General features: G+C 70.7%; 14 protein-coding genes. 10 read left to right on the top strand and 4 right to left on the bottom strand.

Annotated features, from left to right (window positions below):
* The first annotated feature begins 34 nt into the window (after positions 1 to 34).
* On the top strand, positions 35 to 781 hold the full coding sequence (locus tag GQ466_RS13700) for a glucose 1-dehydrogenase (RefSeq protein ID WP_161103232.1): 747 nt from the start codon (positions 35 to 37) through the stop codon (positions 779 to 781).
* Here GQ466_RS13700 and GQ466_RS13695 read toward each other — a convergent pair.
* Together GQ466_RS13695 and GQ466_RS13690 are read right to left on the bottom strand one after the other, a co-directional pair.
* The gene (locus GQ466_RS13695; protein ID WP_161103231.1) at positions 778 to 1,344 is read right to left on the bottom strand and encodes an HD domain-containing protein; all 567 of its coding nucleotides are present in this window, start codon (positions 1,342 to 1,344) and stop codon (positions 778 to 780) included. The two genes, GQ466_RS13700 and GQ466_RS13695, sit on opposite strands and share 4 nt — an antisense overlap.
* Positions 1,341 to 1,967, bottom strand: a complete 627-nt coding sequence (locus GQ466_RS13690; protein WP_161103230.1) for an SDR family NAD(P)-dependent oxidoreductase — start codon at positions 1,965 to 1,967, stop codon at positions 1,341 to 1,343. Before GQ466_RS13690 ends, GQ466_RS13695 begins: the two co-directional genes overlap by 4 nt.
* A gap of 201 nt (positions 1,968 to 2,168) precedes the next feature.
* On the opposite strand from GQ466_RS13690, the gene GQ466_RS13685 reads away from it, so the two are divergent.
* The 3 genes from GQ466_RS13685 to GQ466_RS13675 all read left to right on the top strand — a co-directional run bounded on the left by GQ466_RS13685 (position 2,169) and on the right by GQ466_RS13675 (position 5,021).
* Complete coding sequence (locus GQ466_RS13685; RefSeq protein WP_161103229.1) at positions 2,169 to 2,369, top strand: hypothetical protein; 201 nt, start codon at positions 2,169 to 2,171, stop codon at positions 2,367 to 2,369.
* Between the two features lie 133 nt (positions 2,370 to 2,502).
* On the top strand, positions 2,503 to 4,035 hold the full coding sequence (locus tag GQ466_RS13680) for a thiamine pyrophosphate-dependent enzyme (protein WP_161103228.1): 1,533 nt from the start codon (positions 2,503 to 2,505) through the stop codon (positions 4,033 to 4,035).
* Complete coding sequence (locus GQ466_RS13675) at positions 4,032 to 5,021, top strand: sugar phosphate nucleotidyltransferase (RefSeq protein ID WP_161103227.1); 990 nt, start codon at positions 4,032 to 4,034, stop codon at positions 5,019 to 5,021. The genes GQ466_RS13680 and GQ466_RS13675 overlap by 4 nt, the downstream gene beginning before the upstream one ends.
* Positions 5,022 to 5,025: 4 nt before the next feature.
* Here GQ466_RS13675 and GQ466_RS13670 read toward each other — a convergent pair whose 3' ends face one another.
* Entirely contained in the window at positions 5,026 to 5,970 is a 945-nt protein-coding gene (locus GQ466_RS13670) for an anti-sigma factor RsbA family regulatory protein (protein ID WP_161103226.1), read from the bottom strand.
* A gap of 259 nt (positions 5,971 to 6,229) precedes the next feature.
* On the bottom strand, positions 6,230 to 7,408 hold the full coding sequence (locus GQ466_RS13665; protein ID WP_161103225.1) for a cytochrome P450: 1,179 nt from the start codon (positions 7,406 to 7,408) through the stop codon (positions 6,230 to 6,232).
* A 229-nt stretch (positions 7,409 to 7,637) separates the two neighbouring features.
* Here GQ466_RS13665 and pglW point away from each other — a divergent pair, with 229 nt between their 5' ends.
* The 6 genes from pglW to GQ466_RS13635 are packed head-to-tail and all read left to right on the top strand — an operon-like array spanning position 7,638 to position 25,678.
* The gene (gene pglW, locus GQ466_RS13660) at positions 7,638 to 12,194 is read left to right on the top strand and encodes a BREX system serine/threonine kinase PglW (protein ID WP_202420423.1); all 4,557 of its coding nucleotides are present in this window, start codon (positions 7,638 to 7,640) and stop codon (positions 12,192 to 12,194) included.
* Positions 12,191 to 15,763 (top strand): BREX-2 system adenine-specific DNA-methyltransferase PglX, encoded by a 3,573-nt coding sequence (pglX, locus tag GQ466_RS13655; protein ID WP_161103224.1) that lies wholly within the window; start codon positions 12,191 to 12,193, stop codon positions 15,761 to 15,763. The genes pglW and pglX overlap by 4 nt, the downstream gene beginning before the upstream one ends.
* A gap of 27 nt (positions 15,764 to 15,790) precedes the next feature.
* Positions 15,791 to 20,050: a BREX-2 system ATPase PglY gene (gene pglY, locus GQ466_RS13650; RefSeq protein WP_161103223.1), complete on the top strand. Its 4,260-nt coding sequence runs from the start codon at positions 15,791 to 15,793 to the stop codon at positions 20,048 to 20,050.
* 8 nt (positions 20,051 to 20,058) lie between these two features.
* The gene (gene pglZ, locus GQ466_RS13645) at positions 20,059 to 22,326 is read left to right on the top strand and encodes a BREX-2 system phosphatase PglZ (protein ID WP_161103222.1); all 2,268 of its coding nucleotides are present in this window, start codon (positions 20,059 to 20,061) and stop codon (positions 22,324 to 22,326) included.
* Positions 22,323 to 23,600: a BREX system ATP-binding protein BrxD gene (gene brxD, locus GQ466_RS13640; protein WP_161103221.1), complete on the top strand. Its 1,278-nt coding sequence runs from the start codon at positions 22,323 to 22,325 to the stop codon at positions 23,598 to 23,600. The genes pglZ and brxD overlap by 4 nt, the downstream gene beginning before the upstream one ends.
* The gene (locus GQ466_RS13635) at positions 23,597 to 25,678 is read left to right on the top strand and encodes a DEAD/DEAH box helicase (RefSeq protein ID WP_161103220.1); all 2,082 of its coding nucleotides are present in this window, start codon (positions 23,597 to 23,599) and stop codon (positions 25,676 to 25,678) included. Before brxD ends, GQ466_RS13635 begins: the two co-directional genes overlap by 4 nt.
* The last annotated feature ends 68 nt before the right edge of the window (positions 25,679 to 25,746 follow it).

Here is a 25,746-nt window from a genome sequence, read left to right as displayed (position 1 = left end):
CCGACACAGTCCGTCCACTCTCCCGGGGAGTTCCGTGTCCTCTCTCACCGGCAAGACCGCCCTCGTGACCGGCTCCACGAGCGGCATCGGCCGCGCCGTCGCCGAAGTCCTCGCCGAGCGCGGCGCGCACGTCATCGTCTCCGGCCGCGACGCCGAACGCGGCGCGCGGGCGGTCGAGGCGCTGCGCGCCGCGGGCGGCGCGGCCGACTTCGTGGCCGCCGACCTCGCCGCCCCCGGCGGCCCGGCCGCCCTGGCGCGGGCCGCGCTCGCGGTCACCGGGCGGGTCGACGTCCTGGTCAACAACGCGGGCATCTTCCCGTTCCTGCCGGTCGCCGACACGACCGAGGAGGTCTTCGACGCCATCTACGCCGTCAACGTGAAGGCGCCGTTCTTCCTGGTCGCCGCGCTCGCGCCGGAAATGGCCGAGCGGGGCGGCGGCGCGATCGTCAACATCAGCACGGTCGTCTCGCGGCAGGCGGCGAAGGACGTCGTCGCCTACGCGTCCAGCAAGGCCGCATTGAACAACCTGACGCAGTCGTGGACGGCCGAGTACGCGCCGTCGGGAATCCGCGTCAACACCGTCAGCCCGGGCGCGATCACCACCGAGGGCACGCGCGACATGCTCGCCGTCACCGGGGAGGCGTTCGCGAAGACCGTTCCGTCCCGGCGCATCGGGGAACCGCGCGACATCGCCGGGGCGGTCGCGTTCCTGGTCTCGGACGACGCCGATTACGTGCACGGCGCCTATCTCGCCGTGGACGGGGGCATCGGCGCGTTCTAGTCCCGGCCCAGCGCCCGGGCGAGCCAGTCCAGGCAGCCGGTCTCCAGCGCGCTTTCCGCGATGCGCTTCGCCGTGTCGGTGGTGAGCTGCGCGAGCGAGGTGTCGATCCACGGCTGGACGTTCCGATTGCCCTGGCTCCGGTATTCGACGGCCTGGAGCAGGCATTCGAGCTTGTCGGCGTCCCGGGCGCACACGGCCTCCGGGCTCGCCTTTCCCTCGTACTCGCCGACGGCCGTCCCGAGAAAGGCGGCCAGAACGTCCGGGAGGGCGCGCGTCTGATCCGCGGTGACCTCTTCGTTGCCGGCCTTCGTCACGTACGGACGCGACAGATACGGCAGATCCGTGAGCCGCGTCTCCTGCGTGTCGTGGAAAAGGGCGAGCAGCGCGGCGCGGTCCGGATTCGCGCCCTCCAGGACGGCGAGGACGGCGGCGATCACGGCCGTCCGCATCGAATGGTCGGCGATGCTCTCGGGGTCGGCGACGCCCGCGACGAGCCAGCCCGTCCGCTTGTAGCGCTTGAGCAGGCCGATCTCGAACAGGAAGTCGGCGAGCGGCCCGCTCATCCGTGGATCTCGCCGGTCGGTCCCGCGGCGTCCAGCGTGGCGAGCCGGACGGCGACCGCCGCGACGTCCGGCCGGTCCGGCGCGACCGCGTTCACCTTGACGTGCGTGCCGCGCAGCGCCTTGGCGTACTCCAGCGTCAGGACGTCCAGCGCGGCCCGCGACACGTCGGCGGCGGGGGTGCGCGCCGCGCCCGGCCCGGCGGACGCGTTGACGACCCGTCCCGCCGGGGACCGCAGCAGCAGCGGGAGCAGCGCCCGCGTCACCCGGAACGTTCCGAGCACGTTGACCTCCAGGGACCGGCGCAGCTCGTCCTCGTCCAGCTCGTCGAACGCCCGGTCGCCGGTGACGCCCGCGCTGTTGACCAGCACGTCCAGCCGCCCGTACCCGGACGCCACCGCGTCGGCCGCGGCGGCGACCCCGCCCGGGTCGGCCGTGTCCAGCAGCAGCGGACGGACGTCCAGCCCCTCGGCGCTCAGCTCCAGCGCCGCGGCCGTGGCCGGTTCCACCTCGGACGCGCCGAGCAGGACGTGCTGACCCCGCTCGGCGAGCCGCCGGGCGATCTCCCGTCCCCTGCCGCGGTCGGCGCCGGTCACGAGCGCGACCGTGCGCGGCGGTGCGTTCATCCAAGATCCTCCTTGGCCGGAACCTACCCCTGCCGGGAAAGCCGAATCTGTCGCCCCACCGGATTGCCGCCTGCCCGAAAAGGCGCGTCGCGGGCCGGTCACCGGTCACTTGCCCGGCGTCGAACTCCGCGTGACGACGCGATTGCCGTCCGTGCGCGCGGGCATCTCGCGAACGTCAGTCCGAAGGAAAGGAGTCTCCCCATGGCGAACCGGTGGACGTCCGCGCTGGCGGCGGGCGTGACGGCCCTCGCGCTGAGCGCAGTGCTCGCGGCGGTCCCGGCGCGGGCCGAGGTGGCCGGGCACGGGCACGGCGGCAACTGCAGCGACGCGGCCCTGCTGGCGATCCCGATCAACCTCGTCGGCAACCAGAACGTGGGCGCCTGCGCGGGCGACCGCGACTGAACACCCGGCCCCGCACCGCGCGGTGCGGGGCCGTCTTCGGACTTGATGAAACCAGTCAGGAGGGGTTCCCTTTCACGTCAGGAGATGTTTTATTCGGGACAACGCTCGTCCCGGCGCGTGACGCGGAGGCCCGATGGAACCCCCGACGACCCCCGCCACCTGCCTCGACGTCGCGGCGGCCGTCGCCGGTGCGACCGGGCGCGTCCTCGCGGTCGCCGGACGGCCGGTCACGCACCTCGCCGAGACGCTGAGCGGGCTGCCGGACTTCGAGTGGGCGGTCGGGGAGAAAAGTGCCGTCGAGTCGGCCGTCGGGCTGTCGGCGGCGGGGGTCCGGTCCTGCGCGGTGATGAAGCACAACGGGCTCGCGGCGGCGCTGGACCCGCTCGCGAACGCGGCCGTCCACGGCATCGGGGCCGGGCTCGTCGTGGTGTCCGGGGATGATCTCGACGCCGCCGCGTCCACGACGCTCAACGACTCGCGGGCGCTCGGGCGTCTCGCCGGGGTGCCCGTTCTGGACCCGGCGGGGCCGGACGACGCGCGCGCGGCGGTGCGCGACGCGTTCGCGCTCTCGGAGCGGACGGGCGTGCCGGTCATCGTCCGGGTGACGTCCGCGCTGCACGCCGACTGTTCCGGCGGCCGGGTGCAGGGGCGGCCCGGTCCGGCGGACGCGGACCGGCGTTCGATGGCGGCGGCACGGCCCGGGCGTCCAGGGCCGGATCCGGCGGACGCGGGCCGGCGGGTGGACCCGGTCGTCGCGCACCGGCTGACGAAACTGGGCCGCCACCAGCACCGGCGCCTGGTCGTCCAGCCCGCCGTCCAGGCCGAGGTGGACGGCCACGCCACCGCCGCGTGCTCGACGACCTGCGACGACGCCGTCATCGCGATCGGCGCGGCCCAGCGGCACGTCGCCGACGACGGATGCTGCACGCTCCGCGTCCGGGCGGGCTGGCCGCTGCCCGCGGCGGCCGTCGCGTTCGCCGACCGGCACGCCCGCGTGCTCGTCGTGGAGGAGCCGCTGCCGTTCGCCGAGCACCTGATCCGCGAGGGCGCCGCCGACCGGACGCGGGTGCGCGGTCGGCTCACCGGCCATCTGCCGCCCGAGGGCTCGCTGTCGCCCGCGCTGCTGCGCCGCGCCTGGGCCGACCCGCCCGGCGCCTGGACCGACATCGCGCGCAAACCGGACGACCAGCCGCCGCCGCGCCGCTACGCCACCCTCTACGCGGCGCTCGCCGGGCTGGACGTCTTCGTCGCCGCCGACGTCGGCTCGTCCATCCGCCTCTGCTACCCGCCGTACTCGGCCGCCGAGGTCGCGCTCGGCCTCGGGTCCGCCGTCGCGGTCGCGGGCGGCGCGGCCCGGACCGGACGGCCCGCGATCGGTGTCATCGGCGACTATGCGCTGCTGCACAGTGGCATGGAATCGCTGCTGGACACGGCCCTGCGGCGCCTGCCGGTGCTCGTGACCGTCCTCGCGAACGGGACGCAGGCGCAGACCGGCGGCCAGCCCGTCCCGCCCGTCGACCTGCGGCGGCTCGCCGGGGCGCTGTCGATCGGCGTCGTGGACGAGTGGGCCGACGCCGCGCTGGACGTCGCCGCGACCCGGCGGCGGCTGGCCGGGCTGCTCGCCGGGCCGCTGCCCGCGCTGGCCCTGGTCCGGGACGCCGCGTGACCGTGCACGTCGTCGTCCTCGCGGGCGGCGCCGGGACCCGGCTGTGGCCGCTCAGCCGGGAACATCGCCCGAAGTTCCTGCTCGACCCCGGCACCGGGCAGCCGCCGCTGGCGAACGTGCTGGCCCGGGCGGTGCAGCTCGCCGATCCCGAGAACGTCCGGATCGTGACGGGACGCGCGCACGCCGCCGACGTCCGCGCGCTCGCCGCGCCGTTCGGCGTGACGCGCGTGCTCGTGGAACCGCTCGCCCGGGACACGGCGGCGGCCGTCGCGTTCGGCGTCGCGTCGGTGGACGATCCCGGCGCGGTCGTGGTGTCCATGCCCGCCGACCAGCTCATCGCGTCCGGCGCGCAGACCTGGCGGGACGTCCTCGGGGAGGCCGTCCGCGCGGCGGCGGACGGCGCGCTGGTCTGCGTCGGGGTCGTCCCGGACCGTCCGGCGACCGCCTACGGCTACGCGCACGCCCCCGGCGGCGGCGCCGGCGCCCGCCCGGTCGCGGCGTTCCACGAGAAGCCGGATCTCGCGACCGCCGCCTCCTACCTCGCGGCGGGCGGCTTCTACTGGAACACGGCGATCATGGCGTTCCGGGCGGCGACGTTCGGGGGGCTCGTCCGCGACCACGCGCGCTATCTCCTCCCGGTGCTGAAGGGCGCCAGGACCTGGGACGACCTGCCGCGCGTCGCCGCCGAACCCGCGCTCGTGGAGCCCGCCGCGGCGGACGGGCGGGTGCTGCTCGTCCCGGCGCGCTTCCGCTGGAACGACATCGGCTCGTGGACGGACTTCCCCGGCGCGTCCGGCGCCGTCGTCGCGGTCGACGCCGCGGGCTGCCGCGTCCTGTCCGGCGACCGCCGCTACGCGCTGCTCGGCGTGCGCGACCTGCTCGTGGTGGACGCCGGGGACGTCGTGCTCATCGCCGACCGCGCCCGCGACCAGGACCTGCGCCGCCTCGTCGACGAGGTCGCCGCGCGCTGGCCCGACCTGCTCTGACGGTTCAGCGCGCGAAGAAGATCCGGACGGTCGTCCCGGCGGCGGTCGTGTGGACGCGCACCAGGTCCGCCATCCGGTTGACCAGCAGGATCCCGCGTCCGCCGGGCGTCAGCGGGTCCGCCGGGCGCCGTCCGGCCAGCGGATCGGCGATGTGCCCGCTGTCGCGGACCTCGAACACCGCGAGGTCTTGTTCCCGCCACGCGGCGAGAACGCCGGTGCCGCCGCCGTGGACGATCGAGTTCGCGACCAGCTCGCTCACGGCCAGCTCGGCGTCGCGTCCGCGCTCGTCGCTCAGCCCGGCCGCCGCCGCGCGGTCGAGGGCGAAGGCGCGGCAGCGCTCGAACGCGTCCCAGTCGAACGGGAGGTTCGGGGCGTCGGCGGGGGCGGGCGGGAGCGGACGGTTGTAGCCGTCCACCACGGCCTCGGGGGCGTAGTCGTCGCTGTCCCACTCGGCGTCGTGGTCGAGGAGGACGGGGTGGGTGCGGGCCGCGTCGGCGAGCGCGCGCCCGTCCAGGCCGTCGGCGTCGTAGGGGCAGAGGATCGCGACGTCCCGGCCGGTGAAGGCCATGTTGATCAGCGCCTCGTGCTGCGCGCAGGCCGGGTACTCCAGCTCGGAGCGGCCGTGCCAGATCGGCTCGCCGATGATCCGGACGCGCTCGTGCGGGTGACGGTCGGCGAAGTCGCGCAGGACGCCGGGGATGATCCACGCGGGGTTGCGTCCCGCGCGGCCCATGTCGAGGAAGCGGACGCGGTCGGCGTCTCGGCCGATCTCCGCGCGGAGCGCCTTCTGCAGCAGCGCGAGCCTTGCCCCGGGGACCGCGACGGCCACCGGGTCGCCCGCGAGGACGCCGTCCCGGACGAACGGGAGGCAGCCGTCGAGGAACTGCGCCTCTCCCCGGTAGAACAGCGCGGGGTGCCAGAAACCGGTCGTTCGCCTGGAGTGTCCCACCACGCTCGTCCCCGTTCTGGCGTCCCAGCCCCCACTGGGTTGCCTCTTTGGCCCACTCTAATGCAAAGAGTTAGTAAAAAACCCTCACCGGGGCGCATTCGTACTGGTAGCCGACCTCCCTTCGCGGCGGCCTGGGGCGGCGTCCCGGACAAAGATGCGACGTCCGAACACGTGCTGTAGTTCCGCCGAAATGCGCTCCCAGGGTGACCGCCACGGCACGGGCATGGAACGTTCCCAACCTGCCGGGCGCACCGATCGCTCAGTACTCGACCGGAAGCGTCGTCGGGCCGAGCATGAGCGACCCCGTGCGCCACGCGATCGAGCCGGGCGGGACGGCGAGCCGCAGCCGGGGGAACCGCGTGACCAGCTCGGTCAGCGCGATCTGGAGTTCGGCGCGCGCCAGGTTCGCGCCGAGGCAGTAGTGCGGGCCGCGCCCGAACGCGAGGTGGTCGACGGCGGGCCGGGCAATGTCGAACGCGTCCGGCCGGTCGAACCGCGCCGGGTCCCGGTCGGCGGCGGACGTGACGGCGAGGACGGCCTCCCCGGCGCGGACCCGTCCGGACGGCAGATCCACGTCCTCGGTCGCGACGCGCAGGAACGCGGCGTCGGCGGGCGGGTCGTGGCGCAGGATCTCCTCGACGGCGGCCGGCACGCGGCCCGGATCGTCCGCGAGGTCCGCGTACCGGCCGGTCACGAGCAGCCGGAACACGCCCCTGGACAGCGCCGCCGTGGTCGCCTCGTGCCCGGCGACGATGAGGCTGAACGTCATGAGGACGAGTTCGTCCTCGCTGAGCCGGTCCTCCTCGTCGCGGGCGCGGATCAGCGCGCCGAGCAGCCCGTCGCCGGGCGCGTCCCGCTGCCGCCGGATCATCTCGCGCGCGTACTCCTGGAGCTGTTCGAGCGCGGCGACGCGCTCCTCCAGCGGATGCGCCGACAGCGACACGTACGCGCTGGACCAGTCGCGGAACCGGTCCAGGTCGGTGCGGGGGACGTCGAGCATCTCGCAGATGACCAGCATCGGCATGGGGAACGCGAAGGCGTCGATGAGGTCGGCGGGGTTGGCCATCCCGTCCAGCAGCTCCGCGCAGACGGCCCGGATCCGGGGCCGCTGCCGCTCGACCAGCCGGGGCGTGAACGCGCCGGACACGAGCTTGCGCACCCGCGTGTGCTCCGGCGGATCCAGGTTGAGGATCGCGCCGGGGAGATCGGAGACGTCGAAGTCCGCCGCGACGCGCGGCGCGCCCGGATAGGTGAGGTTCCGGGTGAAGGCGCGGCTCGCGAGCACCGCGGCGACGTCGTCGTACCGCACGGCGAGCCACGCCCGGTCACCGCTCGGCAGCTCGACGGCGTCCAGCGGCGCCGCCCGCAGCCGCCGGACGAATTCAGGCGCTATTTCCCCTGCTCCGGCCCAGAACGGATAACGCTCCGCTGATCCCATGAGAACAATCCAAGCCCACCCGCCGCGCCGGTGGCAGTCACGCTTCCGTACCTTCTGGCCACCCCGATCTCGCTGCCGACGGCGGGGAAGCATAAGGCGTCCCATCGAGCAACCTGATCGGCAAATTTGTCCGCTGCCGGTCGACATATCGGCCTTTGTTGACATCGCATTGCTATGATCCGCTCGCCAACGCGGACCCTTTGTCACACTTTTGTCAATTATGACATAGATGGGCGGCTGTATGCGCGAGGGCCGGTGGACGACGGTCACCGAGTCGGAGTTCGATCACGAACGCCGTGGGCTCGAAGCGATCCGCGCGCTGCTGCCCGACGCCGACCCCTGGTACGCGTGGTCGAACTTCTCCTTCACCTCCCCGCAGGGCCGGGTCCGCGAGGTCGACCTGCTGGTCATCACGCCGAGCGGGCTCGTCATGGTCGAACTGAAGAACTGGCACGGCCGACTGAAGTTCGACGGCGGAACCTGGGTGCAGGTAAGGCCGTCCGGGTCGGAGCAGTACCACGGCAACCCTTTCCATCTGGTGGACCAGAAGTCCAAGGAACTGGCCGGGCTGATCCGCAGAAAGGGGGAGAAGGCGTGGGTCTCTCCTGCGGTGTGCTTCACGGAGAAGTCGCTGCGGATCGACCTCCCCGAGAATGACCGGAACGGGGTTCATCTCGGCGCGGACGCGCTGGTCGAGGCGCTGAACGAACGGCGCCGTGACGGTCGGCGCCATATTGACGGACCGGGTGCCAAGAGGATCAAAGAGGCGCTGGGTCGGGTCGGAATCAAGAAAAGCCTCGCCAATTTCAACGTCGGCCCATACCGAATGCACGGTAAGCCGCTGGACACCGGTCCGGGCTGGGTCGACTATGCCGCCCGGCACGGCGACCTGGAGGACCCGGCGCGCATCCGCATCTATCTGCGCAGGGACGAGCCGGTCGAGTCCGTCGAAGCGGTCGCGCGCCGGGAGGCGGCCGTCCTGCGCCGGTTCCGGCACCCGGGCGTCGTCCAGTTCCGCGACTTCTACGTGTCCGGACACCGCGCCGGCCCGGCGCTCGCTTTCGACTACACGCCGGGAACGCTCCGACTGGACGACTACCTCGCCCGGTACGGCGACCGGCTCGACCTGCTGGACCGGCTGGGCCTGGTGCGCCAGCTCGCCGACGCCGTCCGGTCCGCACATATCTCGCGCGTGTGGCACCGAGCGCTCGCGGCCGGATCCGTCCACGTCGTTCCGTGCGCGGACGACGGCACCGACCCGACGGGCGACGCGGCCTGGCTCAAGCCCCGGCTGCAGATCTCCGAGTGGCAGATCGCCCTGGCGCGGGGCCGGAGGATGTCGCGGCTCGTCCCGTCCTCCCTGTCGTCGTTCCCCGTCGCGGACGACGCCGAGCCGTACCTGGCGCCCGAGCTGACGGCCCTGCGCCCCGACCCGGTGATGATCGACGTCTACGGCCTCGGCGCGCTCGCCTACCTGCTGGTGACCGGCCAGGCGCCCGGCGCGAGCCAGTCGGACGTGATCGGGCGGCTGGAGGCGTCCGGCGGCCTGCGGCCGAGCGCCGTGCTGGACGACCTGGGCGCCGACCTGGACGACTTCATCCACCAGGCCACGCACCGGAACCCCGACGAACGACCGTCGACGGTCGATGAGTTTTTGGGCCTGCTCGACGTGGTCGAGGAGGCGCTGACACGTCCGTCCGACGACCCGGTGCGCAAGAACGAGCCGGACAAGGACCCGCTGGACGCGGTGACGGGCGACGTCCTGGCCGACCGCTGGGAGGTCCGCCGCAAGCTGGGCCGCGGCGCCACGGGACTCGCGCTGCTCGTCCGGGACCTCGCGCACGACCCCGCGCGGCGCGGCTCACGACCGTACGCCGTGCTGAAGGCGGCGGTAACGGATCAGGCCGCCGAAATGCTCCGCCGCGAGGCCGAGGTGATGGGACGGCTGGACTCCGCCACGGGGATCATCCGCCTGATCGAGCCCGAACCGCAGGTCATCGGAGGCCGGACGGTCCTGGTGATCGAGTACGTCGGCGACGAGCGCGGCCTCGACGACGACTCCGGCACGGGAAGCAAACCGTCCCGCTTCCGCTATGAGACCGTCGGCCGCCAGATCCAAGCGCACGGCCGACTGCCGGTCGACCAGCTCGAATCCTACGGCGACTACCTCTTCGCCGCCGTGGACTCCCTGGAGAGCGAAGGAATCTGGCACCGCGACCTCAAGCCCGACAACATCGCCATCCGCGTGCGCCGCAACCGCTCAAAAGAACTCCTGCTCATCGACTTCTCCCACGCCGGCCTACCCGCCAACGAGATCGAGTCGGGCACCGATGGCTACCTTGACCCGTTCCTCGGCTCCATCACCCGCTCGTCCTACGACGGACACGCCGAGCGCTACTCACTAGCCGTGACCTTGCACTACATGGCGTCACGAGAAATGCCGGAATGGGGCGGCGGCCGGGTCGTCGCAACGCAGACCGACGCGGACGAGTGGCCGTTCCCCACCATCGCGACCGAGGCGTTCGACCCGGCGATCCGGGACGGCCTGACGACGTTCTTCCAGAAGGCGCTGCACCGGGACGTCGGCGAACGCTTCAGCGACCTCAAGCCGATGCGGGACATGTGGCGCCGCGTGTTCCTGGACGCCCGCAGCACCACTCCGTCCACCCCGATCGGCGCGGAGGCCGAAGAAACCGAGACGGTCGAGCAGCTGCGCGACCGGCTGGCCGAGGTAGCGACCCGCGACACGAACCTGGCCTCGTCGGGCCTGTCGGAGGTAGCCCAGTCCATCCTGTTCGGCCTGGGCCTGACGACGGTCGGCGACCTGCTGGACTACTCCCAGCGCACGCTCGTCAACGCACGCGGAATGGGCCCGAAGACCCGGACCGAGATCCAGCGCCGCCAGCGCGAATGGGGCGACCGCCTCGGCCGGAGCGTCCCGTCCCCGATCTCCAGCGAAGGCCGCGCCGACGCCCGCCGCGAACGCGCCGAAACCGAATCGGCCGACAAGCGCGTAGCCGGAACCGACACCGCGGACGCCGCGCTGAGATCGCTGAGCCTGGACCCGCTCGTCGCACTTTTCGTCCCGGAACTGCGAACGAACGGCGTCAACCGCAACGAACGCGAGATGGTGCGCCTCCTGCTGCGCATCCCCGACGAGCAAGGCGAGCCGGCCGACATCCCGGCATGGCCGAACCAGCGGGAGGTGGCCGAGCAGATCGGTCTGAGCACCGGCCGCGTCCCGCAGATGCTCAAAGCCCAACGCGCCCGCTGGAAGAAGGCGCCAGAAGTTCGAGACCTGCGAGCCCAAGTAATCGAACTGCTAGAAGAACACGACCGAATCGCATCGGTAGCCGAGATCGCCGACGTTCTGGTCCGCGTCCGAGGCACCTGGCAGGTAGGAACGAACCGACGCGCGATGGCCCTGGCCGCCGTCCGCGCGGTGATCGAGGTGGAACAGATCAACCCGGACGCGGCCGAGTTCCGCCACGTCGCCAACCGCCGCGCGACCGACCCGGCCGTAGCGGCGGGCCTGCTGGCACTCGAAGTACGCAACACCGACGACCCGGACACCCCATCAGCACCAGGCCTCCTCGACTACGCGCAGCGCCTGGGCAAGGTCGCCGACCGCCTGGCAAAACTGGACAGCATCCCGACGGCGACGACCGTCCTGGCCGAACTCAACGCCATCACCCGTCCACCCGGCACCATCACGTGGGAAGACGCAAGGCTGGTACAGATCGCCGCCGCCGCAGCCTCGAACGCCGCTGCAACCCCCCGCCTGGAGATCTACCCACGCGACCTACCGCTCGTAAGAGCCCTACGCCTGACCCAGGCTGGCCTGGTCTCGCTGGTACCGGGAAGGCCGTCCAGCCAGCAGCCGGGACTCACCGCCGAGCAGATCCACGAACGAGTCCTGGCGCGCTTCCCCGAGATCACCGGAGGCCGTTCCCTCCCAACCGGCCCACCCCTGACGAAGGAACTAGCCGAAGCCGGCTTCAACCTCAAGCTGGGCACCCACGCGGACACGGGCCAGACGCGTTACCTCCCCGCAGACCTGGACGATCGCTCAACAAGCTGGGCGAGCAACCTCCGACGCGGCCCCACCGCCGCCACCCGGATAACCCGCTACCACAGCGACCCCGCATTGGCCGCAGCAGCACGAGCCGAGGACCAACTCGCCGACGCAGCCTCACGCGACGGTTTCCGCGTCCTGACCGTCCGAATGATGCTGTTCCCAGAAGCGCTCAAAGAACTAACAGGCCGCTCCACCGACACCCCAGACCAGCAGAACACCCCAGGCGGCCGGTTCGGCGGCACCCCAGTATCCGCGACGCGCCTGTTCCTGGACGCCCTGCGCAGCCTCACCGCCCCAGGACGCAGGCCGACCTGGGAAACGATCCTGCGAGCCGACGCCGCCGAACCGAACGAAAAGTCCGCACACAAGTTCGCCGAGTACACAACAACCGCACTAGGCAGAGTAGAACCCCATCTACGCAACCTCCTGGCATCAGGAAAAGGCCCGATCATCCTGACCGATGCCGCAGTGTTCGCCCGCTACAACGCAATGGACACGCTCTCCCGCGTGGCAGACGCAGCACGATCAGGAAATCGCGGCCTATGGCTCCTGTGCCCGCAAAGCGACCCAGCCCGCGAACCCCGCCTAGGCCGCCGCGCAGTCCCCTACCAACCTGCGCTCTCCGAGTGGGTTGAACTAAACGACTCTTGGATCGAAAATGCGCACAGATCCGCGTGTGGATCTCCGGGTATTGGGCAGAGCGCATGATTGAGCGAAAGTTGCTGCTAAGTGATCTAAAAAAGCAGGTTGGAGCGGTCGAAGCCGACCTGGCGTCGCAGGTGGTGAATCTACCAGGAATAGCGCAGCGATTGAAGGTCGAGCATGAAATAGCGGTTCGGTTAAATCGAACTGCCGCAAATTTTTCGTCCTGGTTGGCCGAGCGAATCACGCAAGCCGGAGTCGCGTGGGTACTCGGAACAGTATTCGTCAGGTTCTGCGAAGACAATGGACTGATTCCCCAGCCGTACCTGACCGCACCCGGCCAGGACCGGCACGACGTTGCGCAAGCCGGGTACGAAAATTTCGTCGAGTCGGATGATAATCCCACCTACCGGGGCTGGCTGGAAAAAGCGTTTGCAGAACTAGGTCAGGGCCAGGCAGGGAAGCTACTTTTCAACCGCGACCATAATCCGCTTTACCAAATCCCGATCTCGCACGATGCGGCTCGCCTACTAGCGGACTTCTGGCGCCGCCGCGATGAGGACGGCAGGCTTATCCATGATTTCACCGACCCGCTGGGCGAAGACGGCACTTCCGGCTGGGACACACGCTTTCTTGGCGACCTGTACCAGGACTTGTCGGAGTCGGCCCGTAAGACACACGCCCTCCTCCAAACGCCTGAGTTCCTGGAAGAGTTCATCCTCGACCGGACGATGAGACCGGCGCTCGAAGAGTTCGGTTACGAGAACCTGAAAATGATCGACCCGACTTGTGGTTCGGGCCATTTTATACTCGGCGCCTTTCGCCGTCTGGTTAGGTTGTGGGCAGAAAACCCGCGTGGAAAAGATTTGTATGCGCGAGTGTACGCAGCGCTGGAATCTGTGCACGGAGTGGACATCAACCCGTTTGCGGTAGCTATTGCTCGCTTCCGTCTACTCGTCGCTGTGATGGCAGCCGCAGACATCCGTACGCTAGCTGAGGCGGCCAAGTTTGAATGGCCGATCCGGATTGCGGTAGGCGACTCTTTGATTAAAGAACGCCAGCTCGAGGTGACTCTGGTCGGAGAGGCAGAAGACGAATCGATTGCGAGTCACTCGTATGCGACTGAAGATATACACGAATTTCCGAGGATTCTCGAAAAAGGTCGCTACCATGTGGTCGTAGGTAACCCGCCGTACATCACGGTGAAAGATAAGAAGCTTAATGAAATCTATCGAGGACTGTACCCCGCATGTGCCGGTACCTATGCAATGTCAGTTCCTTTCGCGCAGCGGTTCTTTGAGCTAGCGAAGCGCGGCCGTCCTGACGGATCCGGCTACGGGATGGTCGGCCAGATCACTGCAAACTCGTTCATGAAGCGAGAGTTCGGCACCAAGCTGATCGAAAGGTTTTTTGCAGATGAGGTGGAGCTTACTGAGGTCATCGACACTTCTGGTGCCTATATTCCCGGCCATGGCACGCCGACCGTCATCCTGGTAGGGCGCCCGCAATCAGGCAAAAACCGCGGAAAAACCATCCGTACGGTCCGAAGTGTACAGGGGGAGCCGAGCTTGCCCGCTTCTCCAGAGGCTGGAGTGGTGTGGAGTTCTATTGTGCGGCACATCGATTCTCCCGGCTACGCGGATAGCTGGGTATCGGTGGATGACCTCGACCGTACGCGCTACTTCGGTCGGCAGCCATGGATTTTGGCGGACGGTGGACTCGAAATGGTTGAGCAAATAAATAAACTAGGATCACTTATGGCGCATACTGTGGCACTTCCAATCGGAAGGGCCATCCGGGCGGGTGCGGATGAGGCATATATTCGTCCGCTGAGAGAATCTTATATTGCAAAGTTTGCTGGCCAAAGCCTCCGCCCTCTCGTCGTCGGTGAGGCTGTTCGTGACTGGCGATGTTCTCCGGAAGAGTCTATCTGGTTTCCATATTCGGGTGATGCCGTAGCCGGCCTTAAGGATGAGTTGTGGTTTCTGCGGCGAATTCTTCAGGCGCGACGCACATTCCAAGGTGACATGGAAAAGGCGGGCCTCTCTTGGTGGGATTATATGCAGTACACGGATTCTGCTTACGAAACACCGATGTCGATTTCTTTTGCATTTGTAGCCACTCATAACCATTTTGTGCTGGATCGTGGTGGGAAAGTTTTCAAACAATCGGCTCCCGTCATCAAACTTTCCGAAAGGGCTGGCGAGGAGGAGCATCTAGGCCTACTTGGGCTGCTGAACAGTTCTATGGCCTGCTTCTGGCTTAAGCAGGTGAGCCACAACAAGGGCAGTACCGTCGATTCACTAGGCGCGCGACAGTCGACTGTTCCTTTTGAAGATTTCTATGAATTTACTGGTACCAAGCTTCAGGAATTTCCAGTTCCATCTGCGCGGCCTCTTGGTATAGCTGCTGCACTCGATCGGCTAGCGCAAGATTTTTCCGCGTTGATTTCGTGTCTTTTGACTAGTGCGCGATGCTGGAATACGGTTTCTCTCGACGATGAACGTGCTCGGTGGAAATCAGTTCGGGCTCGGATGATTGCGTTGCAGGAAGAGTTGGACTGGCAGGTGTACTCGCTGTACAAGCTTTTTCCTGAGGACCTTCGGGCGGCTGAGGACGATGTGCCGGAGCTGGCGTTGGGGGAGCGGGCGTTTGAGATTGTGCTTGCTCGTCGGGTTGAGGCGGGGGAGGCGTCTGATGAGTGGTTCAGGCGGCATGGGTCTACGCCGATCACTGAGATTCCTGAGCGGTGGCCGGAGGGGTATCGACGGGTTGTGCAGAAGAGGATCGACGCTATTGAGTCCTCTCGCGCTATTGGGATGATCGAGCGGCCCGAGTACAAGCGGCGGTGGGCCACTGAGGGATGGGACTCGCTGCAGGACAAGGCTCTCCGAGGGTGGTTGCTTGATCGGATGGAGGGTCGGGAGTACTGGTTCGAGGACGGGTTGCCGGTTATTCGTACGCTGTCGCAGCTTGCGGACATGCTTTCGCGTGATGACGAGTTCGTTTCTGTTGCTCTTATTTTTGCGCCGCGTGAGGAGTTGCGGGGCGTCGTTGGCAAGCTCGTTTCTGGTGAGCATGTGCCGTTTCTTGCGGCGTTGCGGTACAAGGCGTCGGGGCTCAAGAAGCGTGCGGACTGGGAGCATGTCTGGGATCTTCAGCGGCGGGAGGACGCAGCCGCGGACGAGATCGCCAAGAGGCGGATCCGGGATGCCACGCCTGTTCCGCCCAAGTATGCGCCTGCGGATTTCTTGCGGCCGTCGTTCTGGCGGGCTCGGGGGAAGCTTGATGTTCCTAAGGAGCGTTTCATTTCTTATGGGGAAACTAACGTTGCTACGCCGAACCTTTACGGCTGGGCTGGGTGGGATCACAAGGAGCAGGCTCAGGCCCTTGCCGCCCACATCGCTGAGCAGGATCTGAGCAGCGAGGAGATTCGGCCTTATCTCGCGGGGCTGCTGGAGCTTCAGCCGTGGATCCAACAGTGGCATGACGAATTCGACGACCTGTACGGCGGCTCCCCGGCCGCGTTCTTTGCCGGCTACCGCGTCCAGACGCAGGGCGAGCACGGCCTTACCGACGACGACCTGCGGGCTTGGCGGCCTCCGGCGGCGCGTGGGCGCCGTGCGAAGCGCTAGTCCGTCCCGAAGGAGGAGGAACACCTGATGGCAGAGCCGCCCCTGCTGCACGATGTCATCGACATCAAGGAGACGATCTCCACCTCGGACTACGTCCTCAAGCTCGCCGACGCCGTCACGCCCGAAGGTGCGGAGCGGGCGCTGGCGGACTATGTCGTCACCGACCGGCTGGTGGACAACTTCGACCAGGCGCTCGGGCTCATCAAGGCGGCGCTGGACGGTGGGTCGTCGAAGGCCGCCTATCTGCACGGCTCGTTCGGGTCCGGTAAGTCGCACTTCATGGCGGTGTTGTTCGCGTTGCTGTCGGGGAACCCGACCGCGTTGCAGCGTGAGGAGTTCGATCGGCTGCTCGTCCGGCATGACTGGCTCACCGAGGACGGGCGCACGTTTCTCCTGGTGCCGTACCACATGCTCGGCGCGAAGACGATGGAGCAGCGCGTGCTCGGCGGGTATGTCAAGCACATCCGCAGGCTGCACAGCGACGACGTCCCGCTGCCGGCCGTCTACCGCACGGACGGCCTTTTCGCCGACATCCGCGCGATGCGCGAGCGGTTCGGCGACGACGCCGTCATCGGCGGCCTCACCGAGGACGCCGGCGAGGACGACGAATGGGGCGACTCCTTCACCTGGACCACCGAGAAACTCGACATCGCGATGGCGGCGCCCGAGCACTATGCCGACGTCGACGGCGTCGAAAGCCTCGACCTGACGCATCCCACGGCCCCCCACGAACTGCGCGCGAAACTCGTCCAGGACGCGGGCACGACGCTCTTCCCCGGCTTCACCCGCAGCGCCGCCGAGGACGAGGGCGGATTCATCTCGCTCGACGCGGGCCTGACCGTCATCGCCGAGCACGCCAAGTCCCTCGGCTACGACGGCATCGTCCTCTTCCTGGACGAGCTGATCCTCTGGTTGACCACGCTCATCAACGACGAAAAGCGCGCCACACTGGAAGCAGGGAAGATCACCAACTTCGTGGAGGGCGGCGACGCGCGCCGGGCGATCCCGATCGTGTCGTTCATCGCCCGCCAGCGCGACCTGCGCGAACTCGTCGGCGAGAAGATGTCGGGCGCGGCGGAGACGTCGATCCAGGACACGCTGAACCTGGCGTCCGGACGGTTCGACAAGATCACCCTGGAGGACCGCAACCTCCCCCAGGTCACGCACAGCCGCCTGCTGCGCCCGAAGGACGACGCCGCGCGGAAGCTGATCGACGAGGCGTTCCGCAGGACCAAGCGGCAGGGCGTCCGCGTCTGGGACATGCTGCTCGGCTCCGACGAGAGCGTCACCGGCGCGGACGAGGACGCGTTCCGCCTGACCTATCCGTTCTCGCCCGCGTTCATGGACACGCTCGTCCACCTGTCGGCCGCCCTCCAGCGCAACCGGACGGCGCTGAAGCTCATGGGCGAGCTGCTGGCCAAGCACCGCGACCGGCTGCGGCTCGGCGACCTCGTCCCGCTCGGCGACCTGTACGCGGAGATCGCGCAGGGCGGCGACCGGCCGTTCGTGGACTCCCAGCAAGTGATCTTCAACAACGCGGACAAGCTGTACCGAACCAAGCTGCGTCCGTACCTCCTCAACTCCAACGAGGTGACGGAGGACGACGTCGAGCGGTACCTGCGGCGTCCCGAGGACATCGCCGACGCCACCCTGGCGGGCCGCTGCCGGTCGTTCGTCGCCGACGACCGGCTGGTCTGCACGCTGCTGCTGTCCGCGCTCGCGCCGGGCGTGCCGACGCTCAACGACCTGACCGTCCGGCGGCTCGGCGCGCTCAACCACGGCGTGGTCACGTCGCCGATCCCCAACGCCGAGCGCGGCATCATCGCGACGAAGGTCGGCACCTGGGCCGCGCAGTTCCCCGAGATCAAGGTCGGCGGCAGCGACGCGATGCCGACCGTCCGGCTGGAGCTGGACGGCGTCGACGTGGACGGCGTCATCGCCAACTCCGAGGTCAACGACAACATCGGCAACCGCAGGTCGCTGATCCGGCGGCTGCTCGCGGCCGAACTGGGCGTGGCCCGGCAGGACGGACGGATGGGCGCCGACGAGCTGTCCTTCGTCTGGCGCGGCACCGAGCGGACCGTCGAGATCGTGTTCGGCAACGTCGCCGACACCGATGAGCTGCCCGACCACGACATGCAGCCGTCCCTGCCCGGCCAGTGGCGCATCATCGTCGACCTGCCGTACGACGAGGGCGACTTCGGCCCGCCCGAGGACGTCGACCGCATGCGCAAGCTGCGCGAGCGGCAGGGCGAGCCGACCCGCACGCTCGCCTGGCTGCCGACGCACCTGTCGGCGCGGCGATACGCGGACTTCCGCCGGCTCGTCAAGATCGACAAGGCGCTGGAGGACGAGCAGCGCTTCCACCACCACTACGCCGCCCACCTGAACGCCGACGACCGCGCCCGCGCGAAGGGCATGCTGGAGTCGCAGCGGGAGGCGCTGCTCAAGCAGCTGCGCGCCGCGTTCCGGCAGGCGTACGGGCTGGCGCAGAAGCAGCCGGCCGACGTCGATCCCAGTTTCAGCGACCATCTCGTCGCGCTGCCCGACCTCGGCGACCTGCCGCTGTCGATCGGCCAGCCGCTGGACAAGGCGCTCCGGGACGTCGCCGGACGCCTGCTCGCCCACCAGTTCCCCTCCCACCCCGACCTGGACCCGAACCGGACCGGCGTCGCCGTGAGGCCGGCCGAGGCGCGCACCGTCCTCGCGCACGTCCGGGCCGCCGCCGAGGCCAAGGACGGACGCGCCGAGATCCCGCCCAAGGACCGCAGGATCATGGACCGTCTCGTCGCGCCGCTGGAACTCGGCGAGCAGATGGAGGTCTACTTCCGGCTGTCGCACCGCTGGGCGGACCACTTCCGCCGACTCGCCCGCCGCGACGGCGTCACCGGCGACCACACGGTGGCCGCGCTGCGCGGCTGGCTGGACGAGCCCGAACCGCGCGGCCTGCCCGGCTTCCTCGCCGACCTCGTCATCGCGGCGTTCGCCGAGACCGACGACCGGGTGTGGGTGCGGGCGGGCGCGCCGCTGGAGCCGCCGCCCGATCTCGGCCGCGTCCAGAACGCCGACGCGCTGCGCGACCAGCCGCTGCCCGCCGAGGACGTCTGGGACGCGGCCCGGGAGCGCTACGAGGAGATCTTCGGCGCGAAGGCGCCCGTGCTGCGGCGCGGACGGATCGTCAACCATTTCGCCGACACGGTCGCCGAGGCCGTCCGCCGGTACCGGACGTCCGCCGAGGACCTGGTGCGCCGACTGGAGGAGCACGCCGGGTTCCTCGGGCTGGACGACGCCAAGGACGGCCGGCTCGCCATCGCGCGCCGCGCCCTGGACCTGCTGCACGAGGTCCAGGCGACGCGGGAGCGGGGCGGCAGCGCCAAGCGCGTGGTCGAGGTGTTCGGCGGGTTCGACCTCGGCCCGGTCGAACCGGCGCGGTACGGGACGTCCGTCAAGCGGGCCGAGCACGTGACCCAGGCGCTCGTCCTCGCGCCGTGGGACACGCTCGACCTGGCGAAGGGGCTCGGGCCCGAGGGGCACGAACTGCTGGAGCGCCTGCGGCGGGCGGCGCGCGCCGACGAGCGGACCGTCCCGCTGGCCGACGAGCTGCGCGGCGTCCCGACGGCGATCAACGCGCTGATCAAGCGCAACCAGACGCGCAGACCCGCGCCGCCGGCGAGCGCACCGCACGCGCCACCCGTGAGCGCGCCGCCCGCGGGCGTGCCGCATGTGAGCGCACCTCCTGCGGGCACGCCACCCGTGGGTACCCCGTCCGTGGGTGCGCACTCTGTGGGTGCGCCGCCTCTGAGCACGCCGCCCGTGGGCGGGCCTCCTACGGGTGCGCCACCTCCGGGCACGCCGCCCGTGGGTGTGCCCTCTGTGGGTGCGCCACCTCTGGGCACGCCGCCCGCGGGTGCGCCGCCCGCGGGTGCGCCGCCCGCGGGTGCGCCGCCTGTGGGTGCGCCGCTCGCGGGCGCGTCGTCCGTGGACGCGCCGCCTCTGGGCATGCCGCCCACGGACACGCCGCCCGTGGGTGCACCGTCCATGAGCGCGCCACCTGTCGGCGCGCCCTCTGCGAGTGCGCCGTTCGTGGGTGCACCTTCCGTGGGCGCCCTGCCTGTGGATGCGTCGCCTGTGGGCGCGCCGGCCGGTTCGGTGGGGGCGCGGCGGGGGCGGCGGCGTTCCGGCGGGGGGCGGACGACCGCCGCGCGGGCCGCCGCCGAGCTGTCGGCCGAGTTGGCGGGGCTGGAGCCAGGCGCGACGGTGGAGATCACCTGGCGGGTCGTGGAGTGATGCCGGTCATGAGCGCGCTGCGGTTGACCGTCCCGGCCGTCAAGCAGTACCTGCTGTCCTCGAAACGGCGCACGGTGTTCGCGGACGGGAAGCGTGAGGTCGTCCTGCTGCGGTCCGCGCCGCAGTGGGACGGCCCGGCCGACGTCGACCTGGGCGGTGGACGGCGGATCCGTGTCGTCGCGGCCGTGTCGGTACTGGCAATCCATGAACTGGTACTCGACCACCTGGCCGGGCAGGACGGGCCTGCGGTGCTGGTCGTGCTCACCGATCAGGAGCCGTCCGACCTGGACCAGGCGATCCTGGCCCGCACCCACAGGTACCGAATCCACGCGGTGGACGGTTGGAAGGTCGTACAGGACAAGTTCGGTGCGTCAGCGGTGGATCCCAGACTGCGCGCCCTGCCGTGGGCGGCCGAAGCCCTCCTGGACGCCACTCCGCCCGAAGGCTGGCCGCAGGTGCCCGGCGGCGTCCTGTCGAGCCGGACGGCCCTGTCCCTGCTCGCGCAGCGACGGCTGCGACTCGGCCGGTACGCGCCCGCGGACGAGCCCGCCGACGCGACGGGCATCGACGTCCACGCCCTGCTGCGCTGGTCGCTGCGCGACGGGGCGCCCGCGACGCTGCTCTCCCTGCGCGCCCCCGAACGCGACGGCCTCACCGCCTTCCTCGGCGAGGACGACCAGGCCGGGACGGCGGCGCGGGCGCTGCTCGCGCTGGTCGCCGCAGGTCACGGGCCGGACGCCGTCCCGTTCGGGCTCGTCTGCGCGGCGCTGTGGCGGCATGCCCCGCTGGACGCCGGCACGCTCCGCGCCCAGGGCCGCGCGGAACGGTGGTTCGGCGACGAGCCGCCCGCGTCCGGCACGGCGTTCGACGAGCTGGTCGGGGCGTTCGGCCGGGCGTGCGAGGAGTTCGTCGTCTCCGTCCGCGACGGGACGGTCCTGCGCCGCGCGGCGACCCTGACCCGGCAGTTCGCGGCGGAGACGGCCGCGCGGCACAGCCCGGTGCTGGACGAAGGGCTCGCCGCCCGTTTCGCGACGCTCGGCGCCGCGCTCAAAACCCTGGACGCAATGCGCTCCGACGCCGCCCTGCGCGACCTGGCTGACCACCGCCGCGCCGACGAACCCGGCGCAAAGCCCCGGATCGGACGGGCCGCGATGGCGGTGCGGCTCGTCCGGTGGCTCGGCACTGAACCGTCCGCCGACATCCCGACCGTCGGGGCCGGAATCGAACGGCACATCACCGAGACCGGCTGGGTCGACCGCGCGCTGACCCACCTCACGGTCGGCGACCCGGAACTCCAAGCCGCCTACGACCGGATCGCCGGACGCGTCAGGGAGCGCCGCACGGCGATCGACCGGTCCTTCGCCCTCGCGATCGCCGCCGGACCCGGCCCGGCGCTGACCGCCGGGACGTTCCCGGACCGCGTCGTCCGTCCGCTGACCACCGGCCGTTCCGCGCGGCGCGTCCTGCTCGTGCTGCTCACCGGGACGGACGCCGCGTCCGCCGCCGAGGCCGCCGACGAACTCCGCCGCGAGTGGGCCGAGTTCGACCCGGTGCCCAATTCGTCCGGATCGACGCCGCGTCGCCGCGGTATGTGGGCCGACGGAACGCCGCACCTCCCCGAACCGGTCGGCGATCTCGCGGCGGCGCTGGACGACCCGGAACGCCCCGTCGTGGTCGTCCGCGACGAAGGACGCCTCGACGGCCTCGCCGCCCTGCTCCGCGCCGCCGCCGACCGGGACCGGGCCGTCCTGCTGACCGGCGCCCCCGCCGCGCCCCCGGACGGCCTGGCCGGCGCGGCGGTCCCCGTGCTCGCGTTCCTGCCCTTCGGTGCCGACCCGCCGAAGGGCTGGCGCGAGCTGGGCGACCAGCGGCCGGCCTGGTGGCGCGACGAGGCACCGCCCCCGCCCGCCAGGCCGAGGTCCCGGCGCCGACCCGTCCCGCCGCCGGGCGCCGCGCCGCTGTTCGACGTCGCGGCCCCCGATCCGGTCGACGCGCTGCTCGCCTCGGAGATCTTCACCGGGCAACTGGAGCTGGTCGCGCGCAAGCCGTCGCTCGCCAAGTTCCGCACGGCCGTCCAGGCGCTGCTGGACGACGGCACGCTCCCGGTCACCGCGCTCGCCCAGCGGATCGGGCTCCCCGCGTCCCGCGCGCCCGGGTTCGCGGCGATCCTCGCCCAGGTCCTCAACTACGACGGCGCGCAGGTGCTCGAACGGCTGCCCGACGGACGGACCGTCCGGCTGAACCGCGCGCTGCTGCGCGAGCAGTTCGAGCTATGACCGGCGCCGCGCGGCGCCGGGCCGTACTCGACGCGCTGCGGCGCGGGGCCGTCCCCGACGCGGGCCTGGACCTGCTCGCCACCGGGCTGGACCGCTTCGCGCCGGAGCTGGACGCCGAACTGGACGCGGTCGCGTCCGGTTCCGCCGTGTTCAAGGCGGTACGCGGCGAGTACGGGTCCGGGAAGACGTTCTTCACGCGCTGGGTGGGCGAGCGCGCGAAACGACGCAACTTCGCCGTCGCCGAGATCCAGGTCTCGGAGACAGAAACGCCGCTGCACCGACTGGAGACCGTCTACCGGCGGCTGACCGAACGGCTCACCACCACCGGCTCCCCACCGAGCGCGCTCGGACCGATCGTGGACGCCTGGTTCTACGCCCTGGAAGAGGACGCGCTCGCCGCCGGAACCCCCGAGGACGACCTGCCCGCCGCGACCGAACGGCTGGTGGCCGCGCGGCTGGCGGAGGTGTCCCGGCACGCGCCGTCGTTCGCGACCGCGCTGCGCGGCTACCGGTCCGCGCAGCTCGCGGGGGACGACGCCGCCGCGTCCGCCGTCCTGGCGTGGCTCGGCGGGCAGCCGCACGTCCCGGCGGCGGCGCGCCGGGCCGCCGGGGTGCGCGGCGACCTCGACCACTTCGGCGCGCTCGGCTTCCTCCAGGGGCTGTTGACCGTGTTGCGCGACTCGGGGCATCCGGGACTGTTCGTCGTGCTGGACGAGGTGGAGACGCTGCAGCGCGTCCGGTCCGACGCGCGGGACAAGGCGCTCAACGCGCTGCGGCAGCTCATCGACGAGGTCCACGCGGGCCGCTTCCCCGGGCTCTACCTCATGATCACCGGGACGTCCGCGTTCTACGACGGGCCGCAGGGCGTCCAGCGCCTCCCGCCGCTCGCGCAACGCCTGGCGACCGATTTCGGCACCGACGCCCGGTTCGACAACCCGCGCGCCGTGCAGCTCCGGCTGCCGGGGTTCACCGCGACGTCGCTGGTGGAGCTGGGGATCCGCGTCCGCGACCTGTACGGCGGGCGCGGCGCGGCCGTGGTGGACGACGTCTACGTCGCCGACCTGGCCGCGGCGGTCGGCGGCGCGCTCGGCGGGAAGGTCGGCGTGGCGCCGCGGCTGTTCCTGAAGAAGCTCGTCGCGGACGTCCTGGACCGCGTCGACCAGCACCCCGACTTCGACCCGCGCGTCCACTACGCGCTGACCGTCCGGTCCGCCGAGCTGACGGACGTCGAACGCAACCTCGTCCTGCCCGACGACGTCGTCCTCGACCCGTGAGCGAGCTGGACCCGGTCGTCCTGCACCACGTCGTGAACTCGCTCGGCTGGCCGGGGCTGCGTCCGGCGCAGCGCGCGGCGGTCGAGCCGGTGCTCGCCGGACGGGACGTGCTCGTCCTCGCCCCCACCGCCGGCGGCAAGACCGAGTCGGCCGTGTTCCCCCTGCTCACGGCCATGGCGCGGGACGGCTGGACGGGCCTGTCCGTCCTCTACGTCTGCCCGCTGCGCGCGCTGCTGAACGGCCTCGGCCCGCGCCTGGAGACCTACACCGGCTGGCTGGGGCGGCGCGCGGCCGTCTGGCACGGCGACGTGTCCGGCGCGCGCCGCCGCGCCCTGCGCGCCGACCCGCCGGACGTGCTGCTCACCACACCCGAGTCCATCGAAGGCATGCTGATCGGTACGGCGACCGAGCACACGCACCTGCTCGCCGGCGTCCGGGCCGTCGTCGTGGACGAGGTTCACGCGTTCGCGGACGACGACCGGGGCTGGCATCTGCTGGCCGTGCTGGAACGGCTGGAACGCGTCGCCGGACGCCGGATCCAGCGTGTCGGGCTGTCGGCGACGGTCGGCAACCCGTCCGCCCTGCTCACGTGGCTGCAGGGCGCGCGGGCGCGGGACGGCCTCGTGGTCGCGCCTTCCTCATCGTCCTCGTCTCCTGTTGAGATCACGCTCGACCACGTCGGCTCGCTCGCGAACGCGGCGAAGGTCGTCGCGGCGCTGCACCGGGGCTCGAAACGGCTCGTGTTCTGCGACTCGCGGCGGCAGGTCGAGGAGCTGGGCGCGGAGCTGCGGGCGCGCGGCGTGACGGTCTTCCTGTCGCACGCGTCGCTCGCGGCGGACGAGCGGGCCCGGTCCGAGCGGGCGTTCGCCGAGGCGCGGGACTGCGTGATCGTCGCGACGTCCACGCTGGAACTCGGCATCGACGTCGGCGACCTCGACCGGGTGATCCAGATCGACGCGCCGTCCACGGTGGCGGCGTTCCTGCAGCGGCTCGGGCGCACCGGGCGGCGGGCCGGGACCGTCCGGAACTGCCTGTTCCTCGCGACGACGCCCGCGGCGCTCGTCCAGGCCGCCGGGCTGCTGTCGCTGTGGGCGGACGGCTGGGTGGAGCCCGTCGTCCCGCCGCCCGAACCGCGCCACCTCGTCGCGCAGCAGCTCCTGGCGCTCGCGCTCCAGAACGGGACGGTGGGGGACCGGGTGTGGGCGTCCGAATGGAACGGCCTGGCCCCGTTCGACACGTCCGCCGAACCGATCGTCCGGCATCTCATCGACCAGGGTTATCTCGACGTCGACGGTGGCCTGCTGTTCATTGGCCCGGAGGCCGAAAGGCGGTTCGGACGGCGTCACTTCATGGAACTGACCGCCTCGTTCACGGCGTCGCCGCAGTTCACCGTCCTGTTCGGACGGCAGGAGATCGGGCGCACCGACACGACCGTCCTGACCGAGCGCCGCGAAGGCCCCCGCCGCGTCCTGCTGGCCGGACGAAGCTGGCAAGTCCGCCACATCGACTGGAAACGCCGCCGGGCGTTCGTGGAACCCGTGGCCGCCGGAGGCGTAGCCCGCTGGAACCAGGGACGGCACGCGCCCCGCTCGTTCACGCTGGTCCGCTCAATGCGCTCAGTCCTGCTGGGCACCGACCCGCCCGTCACGTTGACCCGCCGCGCTCGGGACACGCTCGCCGAGGAACGCGCCCGCGTCCTGGTCGACGCGACGGCCGCCCCGGACGCCACCACGATCGTCCGCGCGTCCGGCGACATCCGCTGGTGGACCTGGGCCGGTCACCGCGCGAACGCCACCCTCACCGCGACGCTCAGCTCCGTCGCCGACCCGGCACAGCAACCGAACGACCTCTGGATCCGCCTGCGCCAGGACCTCACCCCGGCCCTCTGGCACACCGCGCGCGCGACGAACGAGCCGCTCACTTTGCCCGACGTGGACCCCCGAGCCGTCCACGGCCTGAAATTCGCCGCCGTCCTCCCACCCCGCCTGGCCACCGCCACCCTCGCCGCCCGCCTGGCCGACTTCCCCGCCGCAACCCGCGTCCTAGCCGAACGAACAATCCTCACCGACCTGGCATAGCCCCGCACCGTCGGGGACCCTTACGCGCGCACCCCCTCCACACCGGAATAGTCGAAGGCGTTCGGTCG

Source organism: Actinomadura rayongensis, from assembly GCF_009831215.1.
Taxonomy (GTDB): domain Bacteria; phylum Actinomycetota; class Actinomycetes; order Streptosporangiales; family Streptosporangiaceae; genus Spirillospora; species Spirillospora rayongensis.
Note: the sequence above shows the minus strand (reverse complement) of the source record. Positions and strands in the feature narration are given on the sequence as shown.